This window comes from Devosia nitrariae, assembly GCF_030160115.1.
GTDB lineage: Bacteria > Pseudomonadota > Alphaproteobacteria > Rhizobiales > Devosiaceae > Devosia > Devosia nitrariae.
Window position 1 is genome coordinate 349,820 of sequence record NZ_BSNS01000011.1, and the last position, 19,940, is coordinate 369,759.

Annotated in this window: 14 protein-coding genes and 1 riboswitch; of the genes, 5 read left to right on the forward strand and 9 right to left on the reverse strand. The window is 64.0% G+C overall.

Going from position 1 to position 19,940, the window contains the following annotated elements; genetic code table 11:
• The first annotated feature begins 94 nt into the window (after nt 1-94).
• From QQK18_RS12205 to QQK18_RS12220, 4 genes are read left to right on the forward strand one after another with little or no spacing between them, the layout of a single operon-like run.
• Nucleotides 95-982: a carbohydrate ABC transporter permease gene (locus tag QQK18_RS12205; RefSeq protein ID WP_284340614.1), complete on the forward strand. Its 888-nt coding sequence runs from the start codon at nt 95-97 to the stop codon at nt 980-982.
• Complete coding sequence (locus tag QQK18_RS12210) at nt 982-1,818, forward strand: carbohydrate ABC transporter permease (RefSeq protein WP_284340615.1); 837 nt, start codon at nt 982-984, stop codon at nt 1,816-1,818. Before QQK18_RS12205 ends, QQK18_RS12210 begins: the two co-directional genes overlap by 1 nt.
• A 22-nt stretch (nt 1,819-1,840) precedes the next feature.
• Complete coding sequence (locus QQK18_RS12215) at nt 1,841-3,154, forward strand: sulfatase family protein (RefSeq protein ID WP_284340616.1); 1,314 nt, start codon at nt 1,841-1,843, stop codon at nt 3,152-3,154.
• Nucleotides 3,155-3,164: 10 nt separating this feature from the next.
• On the forward strand, nt 3,165-4,202 hold the full coding sequence (locus QQK18_RS12220) for a LacI family DNA-binding transcriptional regulator (RefSeq protein WP_284340617.1): 1,038 nt from the start codon (nt 3,165-3,167) through the stop codon (nt 4,200-4,202).
• A gap of 8 nt (nt 4,203-4,210) precedes the next feature.
• Here the strand turns inward: QQK18_RS12220 and QQK18_RS12225 are convergent, their stop codons facing one another.
• From QQK18_RS12225 to QQK18_RS12245, 5 genes are all read right to left on the reverse strand, one after another.
• Complete coding sequence (locus tag QQK18_RS12225; RefSeq protein ID WP_284341031.1) at nt 4,211-5,062, reverse strand: carbohydrate ABC transporter permease; 852 nt, start codon at nt 5,060-5,062, stop codon at nt 4,211-4,213.
• A gap of 29 nt (nt 5,063-5,091) precedes the next feature.
• Nucleotides 5,092-5,973, reverse strand: coding sequence for a carbohydrate ABC transporter permease (locus tag QQK18_RS12230; protein ID WP_284340618.1), 882 nt, complete (start codon nt 5,971-5,973; stop codon nt 5,092-5,094).
• Nucleotides 5,974-6,033: 60 nt separating this feature from the next.
• A complete protein-coding gene (locus tag QQK18_RS12235) occupies nt 6,034-7,308 on the reverse strand; it encodes an extracellular solute-binding protein (RefSeq protein ID WP_284340619.1) in 1,275 nt (424 codons plus the stop codon).
• A 121-nt stretch (nt 7,309-7,429) separates the two neighbouring features.
• Entirely contained in the window at nt 7,430-8,521 is a 1,092-nt protein-coding gene (locus tag QQK18_RS12240) for an ABC transporter ATP-binding protein (protein ID WP_284340620.1), read from the reverse strand.
• Between the two features lie 76 nt (nt 8,522-8,597).
• Nucleotides 8,598-11,384, reverse strand: a complete 2,787-nt coding sequence (locus tag QQK18_RS12245) for a glycoside hydrolase family 2 protein (protein ID WP_284340621.1) — start codon at nt 11,382-11,384, stop codon at nt 8,598-8,600.
• Nucleotides 11,385-11,613: 229 nt separating this feature from the next.
• Between QQK18_RS12245 and QQK18_RS12250 the strand changes: the two genes are divergently transcribed.
• Nucleotides 11,614-12,636, forward strand: coding sequence for a LacI family DNA-binding transcriptional regulator (locus QQK18_RS12250; protein WP_284340622.1), 1,023 nt, complete (start codon nt 11,614-11,616; stop codon nt 12,634-12,636).
• On the opposite strand, the gene QQK18_RS12255 is transcribed toward QQK18_RS12250, so the two are convergent.
• From QQK18_RS12255 to QQK18_RS12270, 4 genes are all read right to left on the reverse strand, one after another.
• Complete coding sequence (locus tag QQK18_RS12255; protein ID WP_379994532.1) at nt 12,633-13,664, reverse strand: LacI family DNA-binding transcriptional regulator; 1,032 nt, start codon at nt 13,662-13,664, stop codon at nt 12,633-12,635. The two genes, QQK18_RS12250 and QQK18_RS12255, sit on opposite strands and share 4 nt — an antisense overlap.
• A gap of 199 nt (nt 13,665-13,863) precedes the next feature.
• Nucleotides 13,864-15,126 carry a serine hydroxymethyltransferase gene (glyA, locus tag QQK18_RS12260; RefSeq protein ID WP_284340624.1) on the reverse strand — a complete coding sequence of 421 codons (1,263 nt, stop codon included), beginning with the start codon at nt 15,124-15,126 and terminating at the stop codon, nt 13,864-13,866.
• Nucleotides 15,127-15,164: 38 nt separating this feature from the next.
• Nucleotides 15,165-15,245: riboswitch (ZMP/ZTP riboswitch) on the reverse strand.
• Between the two features lie 90 nt (nt 15,246-15,335).
• Nucleotides 15,336-18,674, reverse strand: a complete 3,339-nt coding sequence (locus QQK18_RS12265) for an efflux RND transporter permease subunit (protein ID WP_284340625.1) — start codon at nt 18,672-18,674, stop codon at nt 15,336-15,338.
• Nucleotides 18,671-19,939, reverse strand: a complete 1,269-nt coding sequence (locus QQK18_RS12270) for an efflux RND transporter periplasmic adaptor subunit (protein ID WP_284340626.1) — start codon at nt 19,937-19,939, stop codon at nt 18,671-18,673. Before QQK18_RS12270 ends, QQK18_RS12265 begins: the two co-directional genes overlap by 4 nt.
• Nucleotide 19,940: the final 1 nt, after the last annotated feature.

Here is a 19,940-nt window from a genome sequence, read left to right on the forward strand (position 1 = left end):
CATCCCGCGACAACAAAAGGTGAGGAGCGCGCGATTTGATTTCATCAAATCGCACCGCGCTCGGAGCGATGTACTTGATATCTGAGGAAGCCGAATGCTGCGGTCCACCACATGGCGCCAGCGCCAGGCGTTGTTGGCCTATGCCCTCCTGTTGCCGGGCATCGCCTACTTTGCGCTCTATTTCTTCTATCCCATCGTCATCGAGTTCTGGGCGAGCCTGTTTCGCGGCCAGCCGCTGATCGGTAACGCTCAGTTCGCCGGCTTCGCCAACTACACCACAGCGCTCTCGGATGCGATGGTGCAGCGCTCGTTTCTCATCACCCTCGTCTATGCCGTCGGGACCACGGCACTGACCTTGGCAGTCGGATTGGGGCTCGCCTCAGTCCTTTCCGGACCCGTGCGCGCCAATACCGCGGTTCGAGCTGTCATCTTCTTTCCCTACATCATCTCCTTTGTCATCGTCGCGCTGATGTGGAAGAGCCTGCTCGATCCCTATACGGGCATTCTCAACTCCGCCCTGGTCGCGCTGGGCCTGCCGACGCAGAACTGGCTCGGCACTCCATCGACCGCGCTCTGGACCATGATCCTGATCTCGGTCTGGAAGGACGTCGGCTATGCGATGCTGATCTATATCGCCGCCATCCAGGGTATCCCGGCCCAGCTCTATGAGGCGGCAAGCATCGACGGCGCCAAGCCGCACCAGATGTTCCTGAGGATCACCCTGCCGCTCTTGGCCCCCACGACACTCTTTCTTGCCGTCATCAGCATGATCAGCCAGCTTCAGGAGATCGCCGCCCCTTACCTCCTGACCGGCGGTGGACCGGCAAACGCCACCCGCCTCTTCAGCATGCACGTCTTCGAGACCGCGTTCGAGAGGCTCGATATCGGCTATGCCTCGGCGCTCTCGTTCATGATGTTCATCGTCATTCTCATCGTCACCTTTATCCAGTTCAAGGTGCTCAACCGGGAGGTGGTGTACTGATGGCCAATCTTGCCGAAAGGAAAGGACCGGTCACGTCGGTCGTTGTTTATGCCGTGCTGGCGGCGGCCGTGCTGCTCGCCGTCTTCCCGTTCGTCTATATGATCTCGCTCTCGCTCCAGTCGGACGCCGACATCTATAGCGGAATACCGATCGTTATCCCCGAGACGCTGCAGTTCTCGAACTACGTCGACATTTGGCAGCGCGCACCCTTTGCCCGCTTCATCCTCAATTCGTTCATCATCGCCGGAGGCATCACCGCGCTCCACCTCATCTTCGACCCGCTGATCGGCTACGTCTTTGCCAAGATGAACTTCCCCGGCAAGGGCGTCATGTTCGCCGGCCTGCTGTCGACGCTGATGATCCCGTTCTTCATCCGCATGATCCCGCTCTATATCCTCACCGCGCAGATGGGCATGCTCAACACCTATCAGGGCCTCATCATGCCCTTCGCCATGAGCGCCTACGGCATCTTTTTGATGCGTCAGTTCATCCTGCCGATCCCGAACGACCTGATCGATGCCGCCCGTATCGACGGGGCCAACGACCTCATTATCTACTGGCGCATCGTCCTGCCGCAGATCAAGCCGGCCCTCGCGACACTGGCCCTCTTAACCTTCGTCTTCCAGTTCAACGAGTTCCTCTGGCCGCTGATCGTCGTTTCGACCACCGAGATGCGTCCCATCACCACGGGCCTTACTCTTTTCAATCAGGAATTCTTCACCCAATGGAATCTAACGGCGACCGGCGGGGTGATTCTCTTCGTCCCGAGTTTCCTGCTCTTTCTTGTGACCCAGCGCTACTTCATCCGCAGCGTGATGATGAGCGGCATGAAATGACCATTACCTGAGGCCCTCGACCATGTCCGACAATCCCAACGTCATCGTTTTCTTCACCGACCAGCAGCGCTGGGACACGGTCGGCGCCCATGGCAATCCCATGGACCTGACGCCCAATTTCGACCGGCTGGCGCAGGAAGGGACGTTCGTCAGGAACTCCTTCACCTGCCAGCCCGTATGCGCCCCGGCGCGTGCGATCCTGCAGACCGGGCGCTACCCGACGACGACAGGCTGCTACCGCAACGCCATTCCCCTGCCGCAGGATGAGCGTACGCTCGCCCACCATTTCAAGGATGCCGGCTACGAGACCGCCTATATGGGCAAGTGGCACCTTGCCTCGCGGGATCCCGTGCCGCGTGAGCAGCGCGGGGGGTACGAGAACTGGCTCGCGGCCAACGTTCTCGAGTTCACCTCCTATGCTTACGACACGGTCGTCTATAATGAAGACGAGGAGGCCGTTCGGCTGCCCGGCTATCGCGTCGACGCTTTGACTGACGCCGCCATCCGCTATCTCGACCGCGAGCGCGACAATCCGTTCTTCCTGTTCCTCTCCTTCCTCGAGCCACACCACCAGAACCAGACCGACGACTATCCCGCACCTCTGGGCTACGAGGAACGTTTGTCCAAAAAGCTCAAGCTGCCGCGCGATCTCGAGGCCCTGGGCGGGACGTCGGAGGCGCATTTTGCCGGCTATATGGGCATGATCGCACGCCTCGATGAAGCCTTCGGCCGGCTTGTCGACGCCCTCCACAGCCTCAAGCTCCTTGACAACACCATCATCCTCTTCACCTCCGACCACGGCTGCCACTTCAAGACGCGTAACCGCGAATACAAGCGCTCGTGCCACGAAGCCTCGATCCGCGTGCCGACCCTGTTGCACGGGCCGGGTTTCAACGGCAATGGCGCATTCGAGGGGCTGACGAGCATCATCGACCTGCCGCCGACGCTGCTGCAGGCGGCGGGCCTGCCCGTGCCGCCGGTCATGCAGGGCCGCTCGGTGCTGTCCCGGTCGGGCGGCGATGCCGAGGAGATGGACGACGTCTTCATCCAGGTGAGCGAAGACCATGTCGGGCGCGCATTGCGCACGCGCCGCTGGAAATACGAAGTCGTTGCACCCGAGGCCAATGGCTGGGACGACATGGCGGGCACAAGCTATGTCGAAGCCCATCTCTATGACCTCGAGAACGATCCGTCCGAGCTCGATGACCTCGTGGCCTCGCCCGGGCATGCGGACATACGCGCGCAATTGTGCGAAAGGCTGGTTCAGCGCATGGTGGCCGCCGGCGAGCCGGCCCCGGACATCGCGCCGGCCGGACAACCTGCAGCACAAGGATAGCAAAGACCGTATGGCGGATATCGAGACGACAAGCGAGCGCGCGCCTACCATGGCGGACGTCGCGCGCGCCGCCGGGGTCTCGACCGCCGCCGTATCCTACTTCCTCAGCGGCCGCACGGATCTCTTGAAGCGCGTCGGTCCCGAAGCGCGCGAGCGCATCAGCGAGGCGATCGCTTCCCTCGGCTACGTGCAGAACAAGACCGCCCGCCACCTGCGGCGCCAACGCACGGAGCGCATCTGCGTGCTGTTGCCGCAGCTGGGCATTCCCTTCGCCGACAAGATGGCCCAGGACATCTACCGTGCCGCCCAGAAACGCGGCTACACCACTGTGGTGACCACGGGGAAATCGGCCGGGACGTGGCGCCGTGTGCTCCAGGAGGTGGAGGCGGGCCTGGCCGACGGCGTCATCGCCGATGCCGAACCGTTTTCCGAGGAGGTGATCCGTGAGCTCTTTGCCCCGCTGATCCGGGCGAACCGGCCTTGCCTGGTGTTGCATCCGACGGCCCGTATCGAAGACGTCTCCGTAGTCGCCCATGACCGCGTCGGCGCGCTTAGGCAGGCGCTCCAGCATGTCGTAGACCAGGGCCACCGCCACATCGCTTACGTGGCCAACCCCTCGGACCCTACGCCGAGCGCGCGTGTAGATCTTGTCAGGGCGTTCGCTGCCGAGCACGCCGATCGCCTCGATCCGCCCACAATCCTCGGCGGTGGACACAGCCGCTCGACCGGGGTGGAGGTGGCGCGCGACATCCTCGCCCTGACGCCCCGGCCAACCTTGGTACTGGTCGAATCGGATTTTTCCGCAGTCGCCATGGTCCACGAGTTCCAGCGCGCCGGTCTTGCCGTGCCGGGCGACATCGCCGTCATCGGGTGCGGCAATGCGGAGGAGGGGGCCTTCTCCAATCCGCGGCTGACGACGATCGGCCCGTTCAACGTGTCGCTGACCGAGGAGACGGATCACCTCATCGACATGATCGAGCGCCGCCCCAACGCGGCACCCCGCCGTTTCCTGGTGCCCTGGCGGCTCTACCTGCGCGAGAGCGGTTAGGGATCCCGCTACCCCTTGACCCCCGCCGAGAGCATGATCGCCTGCGTCACCCGGCGCTGGAAGATCAGGTAGACGATGGCGACCGGCAGCCCCGCCACCACGGCCGACGCCATCAGCTTGCCGTAGACGATGCCATAGGCGTCCTTGACCTGGGTGATGCCGACCGGAACCGTCATCGTCGCTTCGCCGGTTGCGGCCAGGAACGGCCAGAGGAACGCGTTCCATGCCCCGATGAAGGTGATGATGGCCAGCGCCGCCGTCACCCCCCAGTTCATAGGCAGGTAGACGCGGAACAGGATCTTGAAGTGTCCGGCCGCGTCCATCATCGCCGCCTCGCGGAATTCCTTGGGCACGGAATCGAAGAACTGCTTGTAGACGATGATCACCACCGGCACGATCAGCTGCGGCAGGATGATGCCGGCCCAGGTGTTCAAGAGCTTGAACTGCGCCATCAGCACGAAATGGTTCACGATCAGCGCCTGCATCGGCACCATGAAGCAGGCGAGGATCAGCATGTAGATCAGCCGCCGCCCCGGAAAGTCGAGCTGGCTCAAGGCATAGGCGCAGCCGGCCGAACTGACGATGACCGCGGCCGTGATGATCAGCGAGGTCACCATCGAATTCACGTACCAGATGGCGATGTTGGTGTTGTTCCAGATGTGGATGTAGCTGTCGAATGTGATCCGGTTGGGCCACAGCGTATTGCTGCCCGAAATCACCTCGCCGTCCGGTTTGATCGAGGTGATGATCGCCCAATAGATCGGAAAGAACGAGGCCAGCGCCGCGACGAGCGTGACAATGCTGAGCACGATGCCGACGAGATCGAGCGAGCGGTCGCGCCGGCTCGGCTCGGCGGTCATGGCCTGGCTGCTGGGAATGGCATCCGCGCTCATTTCTCACCTCGTGATCTGAGCAACTGGTATTGCAGCACGCTGAGGATGATGATCATGGCGAAGAGCAGCACTGCGGCTGTCGCCGCCTCGCCGCCCTTGTTCTGCTGGAAGGCCAGTTTGTAGATGTATTGGACGAGGACGATCGTCGCGTCCTGCCGCCCGCCGATCGAGAACAGGTACACTTGGTCGAAGATCTTGAGCTGCGCGATCAGCTGGATGGTCAGCACCAGCGCCGTGACCGGCCAGATCAATGGCCAGGTGATGCGGGTGAACTGGCGCCAGCGGCCGGCACTGTCGAGTTGCGCCGCCTCGTAGATCTCGGGTGAAATGGTCCTGAGGCCGGCGAGGAACAACAGGATATTGAACCCCATCGTCCACCAGATGGTGACGAACGCCACGGTCGGCATGAACAGCGGGATCGTGCGCGTCAGCGACGCCGGCTCGCCGCCGTTGAAGAGCCTTACTACGCCCTGCACGAGCCCGTACTGCACGTCGATGATCCAGTTCCAGGTGAGGAACACCACCGACACCGGCAGGATGTAGGGCAGGAAGAAGCAGGCTAACACGAGGCCCTGCAACCAGCCGTTGAGCCGGTTCACCGCCATGGCGATGAGAAGCGAGATGAGGGTGTTGGGGATGACGGTGAGGAGCACGAAATAGGCCGTGTTCCAGGAGGCGGTGTGGAAGAGCCTATGGGTGAGGATCTTAACGTAATTGTCCCAGCCGACCCAGTCGCCCGCGCCGATCAGCGGCGCCTTGGTGAAGCTCAGCATCACCATCTGGATCGTGGGCCATACGAACAGCACCCCGTAGATCAGCACAAACGGCCCCACCAGGATGAACGCCGTCAGGTATTCCCGTCTTCTGTCCCGGAGCATGTCGTCACCTCCTGCAAACGTGGAGGCCGGCGCCCGCGATGGGCGCCGGTCGTGTCGTCGCTACAGCTGGCTGTTGAGGTCGTCGCGCATCTGCATGGCGGCGTCGGCCGGCTCGATCTCACCGGTCGTAGCCGGATTGATGTAGTTGCTCCACGCATCGCCGAGCGGCGTCGCCGGTCCTGCGAGGATCGTGCGCGGGTCGAACACAGCTGTGTCGGCAAAGCCAGCATAGTCCGACTGCGGCTTCATGGTCTTGAATTCCTCGCTTTCGCGCACGGCGTTGAAGGCCGGAATGTGGCCGGCGCCCGCCCAGTCGAGCGAGTTCTGGTCCATCCAGGCGATCACCTGCATCACCGCGGCGCGCTTTTCGGGATCAGCTTCCTTGCCGGCATTGGCTGGGATGACGAAGGCATGTGAATCTGACCAGGCGGCCTTGGTGTCGAACAGCACCGGCAGCTCGACTGCGCCCCACTCGAAGATCTCGCCCTTGGCGGCGAGGTCGGTGAAGGTCGGCACTTCCCAATTGCCCATGATGAAGAAGGCGGCCTGGCCCGAAGTGAAGAGGGCAAGGGCAGCCGGACTTTCGATCTGTGCCGGCGTCCAGCCATTGTCCACCCAGCGCTTCATCGTCTCGGTTGCGGTGGTGAGCTTGGCGAGGTCCTCGTCGGTGGGGAAGAAGCCGCCCGCCGCCTCGTCGAACATGGTGCCGCCCTGCTGGCCGAAGAAGCTGTAGACCGCGCGGTAGCGGTCGCCGGTCGGCATCGACAGGCCGTACTTGCCGTCCGCGGTGAACTGGGCCAGCGCCGCCTCGAAGTTCTCCATGCCGTCGAGCCCGGTCGGCAGTCCGTTGTCATCGAGCATGCCAGCTTCTCCGAGCATCTCCTTGTTGTAGAACAGGATCAGCCCGTGCTGGTCGAACGGTACGGCGTAGCGCACGTCGTCCACTTTGGCCGCGGCGACCGCCGCTTGCGTGAAGTCGTCGTCCGAAATGCCGGCGCCCGCCATATCCTCGTCGGTGATCTCACTGAGCGTGCCGCTGTCGACGGCAAGCGGAATGCGGCTCAAGTGGTAGGTCGCGATATCGGGACCTTCCCCGATGGCCGACGACGTTTGCAGCTTGGTGTAGAACGGGGTGCCCCATTCCAGAGTCGTGCCTTCGATCTGGATCTCGCCCTGGTGCTCCTCATTGAACTGGTCGATCAGCGCCTTCATGCGGACGCCGTCGCCGCCGGCCAGGAAGTCCCACCAGACGACGGTCTGTTGGGCATAGGCGCCGGTCGCAAGCGCGACGAACGCGCTGGAAGCCAGGGCCAGCTTGCGTAGGGTATGCATCATTGGAATTCCTCCCATCGGGTTTTTTTGCGCTCCATGCAACGATCGCCAGGCTTGGCCTGCCGTCGACGGAGCCCCGCATTGAGCAGTGACTGACGCTCCGTCTGAACTCTTGGGGCCGCCCTCAAGCTGCGGCGTGGTAGGCAGCCTCATTGACATCGAAAAGGTGCGTGGCCGTGCCATCGACGGTGAGCGATACGGGCATGCCCGCCTGCAGCGTGCTCTTGCCTGCGTCCTCAGCGACGAGAACGGTCCCGTCGGCGAGCCGCACATGCGCGAGCGTACGGTCCCCCAGCCGTTCGACGATGTCGGTGGTCCCCTCAAGCATTCCTTTGCCTTCGATCGCGACGCGCACCGCTTCCGGACGCACCCCGAAGGTGAGGCCGTTTCCGGCAGGCAGCTCGCGGGTCGGTATGCCCGTCTGGATGGCAGCGGCGCCCGCAAGCTCGACGCGCGCCCGGCCACCGACGTCGGTGATGCCTGCGACCGGCAGGAAGTTCATCGAGGGTGAGCCGACGAAGGCCGCCACGAACCGCGAGGCCGGGCGCGAATAGACGTCCATGGGCGTCCCGATCTGCTCGACCTTGCGGTTGTTCATGACCACGATCCGGTCGGCGAGCGTCATCGCCTCGATCTGGTCGTGGGTGACGAAGATCATCGTGGTGCGCAGGCGCTGGTGAAGATGTGCGAGCTCGACGCGTGTACGCACACGCAGGCCCGCGTCGAGATTGGAGAGTGGCTCATCGAGCAGGAATGCCTTGGGCTCGCGCACGATCGCCCGGCCGATGGCGACACGCTGGCGCTGCCCGCCCGAAAGCTGGGCCGGGCGTCGGTCCATCAGCTGCTCGATCTCGAGGATGCGCGCCGCGTCTGCCACCCGCTGGGCGATCTCCTGGGCCGGCATGCCGATGTTCCGCAGCCCGAACGACATGTTCTGCGTGACGGTCATGTGCGGATAGAGCGCATAGTTCTGGAAGACCATGGCGACGCCGCGCTGGCTGGGCGGCAGGTGATCGACCCGCTGGTCGCCGATATGGATTTGCCCGCCATCGACGGCCTCGAGCCCGGCAATCATGCGCAGAAGCGTCGATTTTCCGCATCCGGACGGCCCGAGGAAGACGATGAACTCGCCGCTCTCGATCTCCATCGAGACGTTCTCGAGCACGGTCACCGCGCCGAAGCGCTTGGAGACATTTGCCAGTCTGATGTCGGCCATTCGGTTCCTCCCTTAAGCCAACTCCGTTCGTACGATCCGGCCGCAGATCTGCGCCTGCTTTGGGCCGGCCGCTCTCTCAGCCGGCGTCCACCGGCAATTCCCGTGTTGCCGCCACCAGCGCGTCGAATAGGGCCGCCGCTACCGGATCGGCACCCGGTGCTTCGCCAACGAGCCGGAAGGTGGTCGCGACCACGCCGCCGCGCCCGACGCGCTTTTCCCCGATAATGGCAGCCGGCTTGTGCACCCAGCCGACGACGATGCCGGCATGGACGTTCGAGCCGAATTCCCACGGACGAAAGCCCGTTAGCAGGTGGTGTGGCACCACGTCCGAAAACGACAGGTCGAAGATCGGCCCGCCGGGGATCGCAGCGAACGGCCCCTCGCGGCGTAGCCAGCTGAAGCCGGCGATCCAGTCGCCGCGCCAGATGGTGCCGTCGCGCTCGGCAAGGCTGATCCCGGGCAAGTGCTGGTCAAGGGCCGGGCGCATCTTGCGCCCGTCGAGCACGATATTGCGGTGTGGCGCCTCGCCGTCCGGCATGTCGGTGCGCAGGTTATGGTTGGTGGTGACCGTCCCGTCAGCGAGGATGAGGTAGCGCGCGCCGGCCTTGATCGCCTCGACATCGGTGCCGTCGACCGCATGGCAGAGAACGATATCGGCCTCGCCGCCCGGTACGACCCGGTAGCCGAGCCCTTCAGCGAAGGCGGCCAGCGTCTCGTCCGCGCAGGCGATCGTCGGCAGGCCCTCGGCCCTGCGCATCGCATAGACGGCGATATCGCAGCTGTTGCGGGCAAGCTCCCGGCCGCCGACCTCCACCACAAAATCGATATGCGCCATGAAACTCTGCGCCGCAGTCGGCAGTGCGATCTCGACAGACCCCAGATCGACCGTCTGCACCGGCCCCGCGGCTGGTGCCGGGCACCAGCCCTCGGCGTCCCCGCTCCAGCGGAGCGTCGCGCCGGCCGGTATGCTCGCGCCACCGGTGGCGATCTTGAGAGAGAAGGGCAAGGTTTGGCCCGAATACCCGGCGTAGCGTGCCGGGCGCGGTACGATGACCATGTCGGCGTTGATCTGCCCGAACACGTCGTGGAAGACGCGGGGGTTGCGCTCGATGTCCATGAGGCCGTTGGCCTCCCAATGGACGTCGGTGAGTTCGGTGATGACGTAGCCCATGATGCTCTCATGGGCGCGCATCGTCTCGATCTCGTAGCGCAGGTTCATGAACTGGTACCACTGGACCTGCTCGATGAAGCTCTCGAACGTGCCGAAGGTGCGCGCGAGGTCGAGGGCGGCGAAGCGCTGCTCGATGCCATGGGGAAGCGCAACGCCGTCGCCCCAGAGCGCGCCGGTCTCGAACCAATCGGGCTCGCTGCCGTCCTCACGGCGGAGCTTGCCGGGATCGGGCAGGCCCCATACCCCGAACTCGGAGACGATCAGCGGCTCGTCGCCGCGCCTTTCGGCATCGCCCAGGTTCGAGAACGTCCAGTCGGCCCCGGCGGCGAACTGGGCGGTGATCTCGTCCCACTCCTGCCGGCGCTCGGGCACCGAGCGGTAGTAATGGTAGTCGTTGAGGTCGGTCTTGACGTGGAAGTTGGGAAAGCACGCTGAGTTGTCGACGACGAGCCGCGTCCGGTCCTCGGCCTTAAGCCAATCGTACGTGTCCTTGAGCCAGGAGCGGTGCTCGGCGTTCTCGAGGAGCCGCGTGCCCCAATCCTCGTTGATGATCGTCCACGCGATGATCGAGGGGTGGTTGCGGTCGCGCTTGACGATGCCTGCCATGGTCTCGCGCATGCGCTCAGCCGACCGGGTGGTGAAGCTCGCAACGTTTGGGATTTCCGTCCACACCAAGAGGCCAAAACGATCGGCGACATCGTAATAGCGCGGATCCGGCACCTTGATGTGGCAGCGCAGGAGGTTGAGCCCCAGCTCCTTTGCCTTCCTCGCCTGGTCCTCGAGAAATTCCAGCGATGGGGGTGTGCAGAGTCCGTCCGGATAGTAGTCCTGGTCGAGCGCGCCGCGCAGATAGATGGGCTGCCCGTTGAGCAGCACCTTGCCGTCGCGGGTCTCGATGGTGCGGAAGCCTAAGGTCTGCCGCACCACGTCCGTCGCCTCGCCCTCCGGGCCGAGCTCGATCACCGTCGTATAGAGGTTGGGCTCGTCCGGTGACCAGAGCTGTGCATCCTCGAGCGCCAGGCGAATACTGTTGTTGCGGGCAAGGGTGAGCTCACTGCTGGTGGCTTCGTCACCGGTGGCATCGACAATCGTGACTCGGGCAGGAAGGCCGATCGCCGGCTCGGTCACCCCGAAGGTGATGTTGGCGACCCCGTCGCTTCCGGCTTCGATGCGCACGTCCGCGATCCGTCGCGGATCACGCGCCTCGAGCGAGACCGACTGCCAGATGCCGCCGACGCGCCCGTACCAGCTGATCTTGCCATGCGGCACCTCGCTGAACGGAAAGTCGGGGAAGGCCCTGCGGTCTGCCGAGGGCACGGTCACGCGCACCTCGATCTCGTTCTCCTGGCTTATGAGCGTTGGCGGCAGGACGAACTCGAACGGCAGGAAGGCGCCTTCGTGCGTACCGAGCACTTCGCCGTTGAACAGGATTTCGCAGAAATAGCTGACCGCCCCGAAACGCAGCGCGAGTTCGCGTCCGTTCCAGCCCGGGGGCAAGGTGAAGCGCCGCTGGTAGACCGCGCGTCCGAAAGTATCGACAAGGTCGGAGAATTCCGCCTGCCAGGGTGAGGGCACATGCGCCTCGCGCCAGGGACCGTCCTCGTGGCGGAAGCGCCACACGCCATCGAGCGACAGGCTCTGGCGCGGCCCGAAGGTCTTGGCCGCCGCGGCCGGCTGGACAGACTGCTGCATCCTCTTCCTCTGCCCCTATTAGTTATAATATTATCAGCCTATTACCATCGCAGGCGGATTGGCAAGAGGGGAGAAGCGGCGAGGCGAAAAATTCATGAATGCTTGCGAAGGCGCGATCGCTCGCGTTAGCTACGGTGAACAACCAGGCGGTTTGCCATGAGTTTCAATGCCCTGCAGGCGTTGAGCGTATGAAGCCTCGGTCCGGATAGACGACGGGTGGGATTGGCTCTTGGATAAACGCGCCACGATGATCGATGTGGCCGAGCGGGCCGGCGTGTCGCAGGCAACGGTTTCGCTGGTTCTCAACGGCGTTCCCAACGCCCGGGTGTCCAAGGCGACCCGCCGTCGCGTGATCGAGGCCGCCGAGGATCTCGGCTACCGCAAAGGCAAGGGACATCCCGTGCCCGAAGGCCGGGCCCGTGTCATCGGACTATTGATCGACGAGGTGACCACCACACCTTTTGCCGCGCCGTTCATCGAGGGCGCGCGCGACGAAGCGGCGCTCGAGGAGGTAACCGTCGCCACCTTCTGCACCCGTTCGGATCCTGTTCTCGAAAAGGCCGCTGTCGAACTGCTCACCGCCCAGAAGACGTTGGGCATCATCTATGCCTCGCTCATCACCCGCCAGATCGTGGCGCCCGACTACCTTTCCGGTCTGCCGGTGGTGCTGCTCAACTGCCACGAAAAGAAGCTGCGCTATGCCAGCGTCGTGCCGAGCGACATCGCCGGTGGCTATATGGCGACCGAAGCCTTGCTCAAGGCCGGGCACCGGCGCATAGCTCACCTCAAGGGCGAGGAGTGGCTCGAGGCGACGGTCGACCGCGAGAATGGCTTCCGCCAAGCCATGGCCCATTGGGGCGTACCCATCGACGAGAATCTGGTCATTCCCGGCGGTTGGACGATGGCTGCCGGACGCAAGCTTGCCCGGCAGCTGCTCTCACGGCCCCAGCCGCCGACTGCCATCTTCTGCTTCAACGATCGTATGGCGATCGGCGCCTACGAAGCGGCGCGGAGCGCCGGCTTCCGCATCCCCGAGGATCTCTCGGTCGTCGGCTTCGACGACGAGGACCTCGTCTCCTATCTCGAGCCGGGGCTGACCACCATGGTCCTGCCGCACAACGAGATGGCGCGCTGGGCGGTCGGACACCTGCTCGACAGCTATGGCAGCGCCGATGCGGCCGATCGCGTGCAGAAGGTCAAGATCGAGTGCGAACTGGTGCCCCGCGCTTCGATTGCTGCGCCGCGCGCTTAAGATTCTCTTGCCCGTGGCGGCGCTACCGAGCTGCGTTCAATGAGCGGGCATTCGAGTTTGGTGATCGGATAGCGCCGGGTGTCGCCATGCTCCAGCAATTCGAGCTGCTCGATCGCCCAGTGCCCCATTGCCCTGTGGGGCAGGATCGAGGTGGTGAGCTGCGGGTGGAGATGCTGCGAGATTTCCTCGTCGTCATAGCCGACGACCGAGATGTCGCGGGGAATATCGAGCCCTGCTTCCTTGAGCGCTTCATAGCAGCCGATGGCGGTGCGATCGTTCTGGCAGAAGATGGCCGTCGGCCGCTCGTCGAGCGCCAGCAGCCGGCGCGTCGCCTCGTAGCCGGCGCTTGCCGACCAGTCGCCCTCGATGACGAGATCCGGATCGAACGGGATATCGGCGGTCGCCAGTGCCCGCCGGTAGCCCTTGAGGCGGTCCTGCGTGGCCTCCATCCATGGTTCGCCCGTGATCGTGCCGATGCGGCGGTGCCCGTGCTCGATGAGGTAGCGCGTTGCGCGCTGACCGCCTGCGATCTCGCTCGGCACCACCGCCGGAAAGGTGTGATCGCTGGTATAGCAATTGAGCAGGATCACGGGGATGTCGAGGTCGCGCAGATAGTCGGGTGCCTGGATCTCGCGCGTGAAGATGGCCATGTAGACGAGCGCCGAGATCCCTTGCTCGACAAGGGCGGCGATGGTGCGCGGCTCCATGACGGGATCGTTGAGCGTCTGGGCAACGAGAACGATGTTGCGCGCATTCCAGGAGGCCTGCCGCGCCCCTTCGATGGCCACCACCGCCTCGGGACTGGTTGCCAGTTGATCGACGACGAAGCCGACCTTGCCGTCGATGGTGGGATAGGCCATGCGCTGCTGATTCACATGTGCCAGCACCGGCGCCGAATAGCCGAGCTTGCGCGCCGCCTCGATGACGCGTTCGCGCGTTTCCGCCGAGAGCTTGATGCCGGGCGATCGGTTGAGGACGAATGAGACCGTCGCCTGTGAGCAGCCGGCCTCACGCGCAACGTCCGTCATCGTCACCCGGCGCGTTGCCCGACGGCGGCGCGAGTGTGCTTCCGCCTCGACAGTATCGTCTGCGTCCAGCTTGTCCGTCATCGCCCCGACCTGCCTGCTCTCCCCCGATGCGGCCAAAAACTGCCGCCAGCTAATAACTATAAATTCCGTTTAGCAATAGGTACGGGTGGAGCGCAAGCGGTCGGACGATGGGTGTCGGCTACGATTGCTCCACACCTGGCACGGCGAACTGGCGGCAAAACTCCGAGACCTGCTTGTGCAAATCCGCGAGCTGAGCCGTATCCTCCGGCGCCTGGAGTGCCGAAATCATCCACCCGGCCAGCAGCTCCATATCCCCTTCCACCATCCCGCGGGTGGTCGAGGCGGGAGTGCCGAGACGGATGCCACTGGGGCGCAGGGGCGGGCGCTGGTCGTCGGGCACGATCTGCCGGTTCACCGTGACGCCGATCCGGTCGAGCGTCTCCTCGGCCTGCCGCCCGTCCAGCCCGAAACTCTCAACGGTGTTGACGACCATGAGGTGGTTGTCGGTGCCACCGGTAACGAGCTGGGCGCCACCCGCAGCGAGTGCCCCCGCCAGCGTCCTGGCATTGGCCAGCACCTGTCGCGCATAGGAGAGGAATTGCGCCTCCATCGCCTTCTTGAACGTGATCGCCGCCGCGGCGACCTGGTTCATGTGCGGGCCGCCCTGCAAGCCGGGAAAGACGGCGGAGTCGATCGTCTTGGCGAGTTCGGCGCTGCAAAGGATCAGGCCGCCACGCGGACCGCGCAGGGATTTATGCGTCGTGGTGGTGACGACGTCGAAGCCGGCGTCGAGCGGATTGGCGAGAACATTGGCGGCAACCAATCCGCCCAGATGCGAGATGTCGGCCATCGCTCGCGCCCCGACCGCATCGGCAATCCGCCGGAAGGCAGCATAATCGTATTCGCGCGGATACGAGGAGTGTCCCGCCAGCACCAGCTTCGGCCGATTTGCCTTGGCCAGCTCCATCACGCGGTCATAGTCGATGCTGCCGTCGGGTTCGGTCTTGTAGCGCACGAAGTTGAACACCTTGCCCATGTGCGACACGGGCGCGCCATGGGTCAGGTGCCCGCCATGGGAAAGGTCCATGGCCAGAATCGTATCGCCCGGCGCCAGGAGACCGAAGTACACGGCCTGGTTCATCGGCGAACCCGAGAGCGGCTGCACATTGGCATGTTGAGCCCGGAACAGCGCGCACGCCCGCTCACGGGCGACGTTCTCGATGGCGTCGGTATTTTCCTGGCCGCCATAGTAGCGCCGGCCGGGGTAGCCTTCGGAGTATTTGTTGGTCAGCACCGAGCCCAGCGCCGACAGCACTTCGGGATAGGTGTAGTTCTCGGAGGGGATCAACTCGATTCCGGCGGACTGGCGCCGTTCCTCGGCGGCGATGAAAGAGAAGATGTCGGGATCGAATGCGGCCAGTTGGTCGCGATACACGTCCATGAGCGGCTCCTCGGTTTGGAGTTGAAACCGGGAATATCCCCGGCCGCCCAGGCGATCGGCAGGTCGACACGCGCTCCCCGATGGTTCCCCATCTCAAATCGCCAGTTGCGCGCTGTAGGAACGATAAGCAAGGCACGCGTCGAACACAACCGTGCAAAAGTAAAGGCCCGCATTGCTGCGGGCCTTTATCTTCGTTGAGGAGTGTGGCGCTACTCGGCCGCGTCGCGTGAGACGACGGTCACTCCGTTCTCTTCCTTCTTGGTGAGCCCGGCATCCTTGGAGACGATGTAGCGCCTGGCCGCGTCGGCATCCTCCGGGATCTCAATGGTCATGCCGTCGAATCCTGCCGGCACCGCCTGGGCGGGCCTGCGGCCGAGGAGACCGCCGATCCAGCCGAACGCACCGGCAAAGACCCCGCCGATCGACTTGATCTGGCTCCAGATCACAGTCGGGGCCGTGACCATCACCGGCACCATGACCAGGGTCAGAGCCGTCGACACGAAGAGGCCGGAGACCAGCGCCGCCGACAGGTGGACGAACCACGAACCGGCGATGCCGCCCACCACAATCTCGCGGCGGATGAAGTCGAACTCGATATTGGCCCACATCGGGATGACGCCGAGCGCCGTCAGGAACGCGGTCAACAACACCGGCCGCACACGCTGGGAGGCGGTGATGAGCATCGCCTTGACCGATTCCACCCCTTCTTCACGGTGGTAGGAGTTGTAGGTGTCGATCAAGACGATACCGTTCTTGACCACGATGCCCGCCAGCGCCACGATACCGAGACCGGTCATGATCGCCGAGAAGCTCATGCCGGTGATCAGCATCCCCGCCAGAACGCCAGCAATCGACATGATCACCGTCGAGAGCGTCACCAGCACCTGGTAGAAGCTGTTGTACTCCAGCAGCAGCACCAGGAAGATGAGGAACATGGCCCCGCCGAACGCCTGCATGATAAAGGCGTTGGCCTCTTCGGTCTGCTCTTCAGCGCCGCCATAGACGATGTTGACGCTCGAAGGGAAGTCCTGCTCGTTGACCCACTGGCGCACCTGCTCCACCCGGTCGGCCGCGTAGACGCCCTCGGGCAGGTTGGCAAGGCTCGCGGCAACGCCCATCACATAGACCTGGTTGCGCCGCTCGATATTGGCAACCTTGGGCACGGCCGTCCGCTCGATGAAGTTCGAAACGGGGACCAGGCCTTCGGACGTGGCGATCCGCAGGGTGTCGAGCACGGCGAACGAGCGCTCGTCGCGCGGCAGGCGCACCTTGATGTCGATCTCTTCACCCTCGTCGTTCCGATAGGTGCCGATCTCGACGCCGCCGGTCACCAGCTGGACATAGGGCGCCAGCTCCCGCACCCCGATGCCGTAGCGGCCGGCCTCGACGCGGTCGATGGTCACCTGCCAGTCGATGCCCGGTGACGGACGGTCGTCCTCGACGTCGACAGTATTCTCCACGTCGTTTTCGACATAGTCGCGCAGTGCGGTGACGACCGGAAGCAGGTCGTCATAGTTGGTGCTCTCGACACGCAGATTGATGTCTTTGCCCGCCGGCGGCCCGTTCTCCATGGCCTGCACCTGGATGTCGAGGCCAGAGATGTCGGCAACGCGCTCGCGGATGTCGGCAAAGATCTCGTCGGCTTTGACGCGATAGGCGTAGTCCATGAGCTCGAGCTGGAAATTGCCGATGGTGTCCGGCGGGGCGTTGGCGCTGGTTTCGCTGGCGCCGAACTGCATGATCACGTCCTTGATGCCGTGAACCTGCAGAAGCTCGTCCTCGACCTCGACCAGCATGTCGCGGATCTGTTCGGGCGAGTAGTTCCCGCGCCCGACGACGTAGACCGTGGCGAACTCCGGTTCGGATTCGGGGAAGGCCTCCGTACCGGTGGGGTTGGCGATATAGAGCCCGAATATGCCCACGATGATGCCGAAGCCGACGATGAGCGTCGGGATCGGCCATTGCAGCAATACCTGCAGCGCCCGCACGTAAAAGCCCGTCAGGCCCCGCACCTTCTTGGTATCGAACTTGTCGGCATACATGACCGTGTCGGCGGCTTCCTTGCGCTTCGGATCCACATGGGTCGAAGCGATGATGCCGCCGATGACCGGCATGAAGATGAGCGCCGAGATGAGCGAGGCGCACATCACGACGATCACGATGATCGGCAGGTAGCTCATGAACTTGCCGACAATCCCGGGCCAGAAGAGCAGGGGAACGAAGGCACCGAGCGTCGTCGCCGTCGCGCCGACCACCGGTACGAACATCTTCTTGACCGCCATGATGAAGGCTTCCCGCTTGGGTATGCCCTCCTGGAGCTTGCGCTCGGCATATTCGACGACCACCACCGGATCGTCGACAAGCACGCCGACGGCGATCACCAGACCGAACATGATCATCATGTTGATGGTCATGCCGAGCGCCTGCACCACCAGGAACGCCAACATGAACGAGATCGGGATCGACATGCCGATCATGATGGCCGGCCGCACGCCGAGGGTGGCGACACAGGTGATCAGCACCAATGCGATAGCGGTGAACACCGCCGCCTCGAGCGAGCGGAAGAGGGAGAGCGTCGAAACAGCCTGATCGAGGAAGAAGCTGTGCCCGATGCCGCTCGGCCAGTCACTGGTGTACGCTTCGGTGACGGCCCGGACCTTGTCGGAGACGTCGATGATATTCGTTCCAAGCTTCTTGGAAACGCCGAGAATGATGGCCGGAGACCCGTTCACATTGGTATATTCGGTCGCATCCTCGAGCGTGCTCGTGATTGTGGCCACGTCGCCAAAGGTGACGACGGTGTCGCCGTCGGTCTTCAGCGGCAGGTTGATGATGTCCTGGGCATTGCTGATGAGGCCGGGCACCTCGATGTTGAACGAGCCCTGTCCGGTGTTGAGCGTGCCCCCGGGCACGACCATGTTGTTGCGCGCCAGCGCATCGAGCATCTGGCTCGCCGTCAACCCGTAAGCATCGAGCCGCAGCGGATCGACCCGTACCTCGAGCACCTCGTCGCGCGCGCCCGAGATCGTGACCTCGCGCACCTCGGGAATGTTCTCCAGCTCGTCTTGCAGATCCTCGGCCTGACGGACCAGTTCGCGCTCGGGCACGTCGCCGTAGACGGCGACCGAAATGATCGGATAGCCGACGACGTCGACTTCGGTGACCGTCGGATCGTCTGCGTCCTCGGGCAATTCGCTGCGGATGGTGTCGAGCTTGGCTCGGACGTCCGAGAGTGCCTGGTCCTTGTTGAAGTTGATGTCGAACTCGAGGAGCACGGACGCATGGCCGGTGGTCGAGGTCGAGGTCATGTTGACCAGGCCATCGAGGTCGGCCAACTCGTCCTCGGCCGGCTTGGCCAAAAGCGTTTCCGCGTCACGCGGCGAGACGCCCGTCTGGTTGATCGACACATAAAGGTAGGGAATGTCGATGGCCGGGAAGCTCTCCTTCGGTAGGGAGACGTAAGCCGCCCCACCGGCGAGCAGCAACAGCGCCATCACCGTCAGAACGACGCGCGGCATCCTGAGGACGCGTTCGAGAAAATCCATCATGATTGTGCACTTTCCGGCGTCTCAGTGCCATCGATGACGGTGGCTTTTACCGCCTGACCGGCGTTGACGAATTCCTGGCCCACGGTGATGACCTGGACGTGGTTCGGCAGCCCTGTCACCCATACGCCTTGACGCGTGTCGCTGACGATCGTGACCGGATAGAAGGCAACGACTCCGTCCTCGACGGTACGCACACCGAGGACCCCGTCGTCATCGAGCGTCAGCACCGACTGCGGCAGCAGGTGTCCGGGAGCGTCCCCTGCCTTGACGACCGCTTGGGCCGTCACGCCATCGCGAACGTCGCCATCAGCGTTGGGGATCTCGATCTCGATCGGGAAGGCGCGGGTGGCCTCGTTGGAGGTTGAGGAGATGAAGCTGACCTTCCCCTCGAGCGTCTGGCCGGTGACCGTCGTGATGGTGGCATCGAGGCCAAGCTTGGCAAGTCCGATATAGGCCTCGGGTACGGTGGCGGTGAACAGCATCGGGTCAAGCCGCACGATGGTCGCGCAGGTCGCCCCCTGGGCCAGCATTGTGCCTTCGTCGGCCAGGGGAGACTGGACCACGCCAGGCACCTTGGCCACGATCTCGGTTTTTTCCAGCTCGTCGCGGGCATTGTCGAGTGCGACTTCTGCCGAGCTCAACTGCGCCTGCGCCGACCGCAGGGCCACGGCAAACTGGTTCTGCGTGTTGGGAGCCGAAAGTCCACGCTCACGCAGTTGCGCATTGGTGTCGAAATCGAGCTGCGCCTGCTCGAGGCCGGCCTCGGCCTGGGCGAGTGCAGCCTCCGCCTGCGCGACCGCCGCCGCCCGCGTGCCCCGGTCGAGCGTGCACAGCAGGTCGCCTGCTGCGACCTCCTGGCCCTTGGTTACATGGACAGTTTCGAGGATGCCCGACGTCTCGGCGACGGCGGTGACGGTCGCCTTGGCCTGAGTGCGGCCTCGCAGCGGCACCTGGATCGGCATGGGCTGGGCATCGTAGATGGCGGTACGGACCGACTGCAGCGGTGCGCTCTCGCCATTCACCTGCTCGTTGCGCTGGGCAACCGTAAGGGCCGCGTCAGCGTTGGCGTGGTGCTCGGCAAGAACGCCGGCATCGCCGAGGCTCTCGGAAATCGGTCCGTGGTCCTCACCCTCGATGACGGAAATAATCGGCCGCACGCCTTCTTCCGGGCCATTTCCGCCCGTAACCAGTGTGCCGGTGGCCAGCCACGCGCCTGCACCGAGCAGGATCAATAGCGCAAGGCCATAGGAAAATAGTGCACGCATC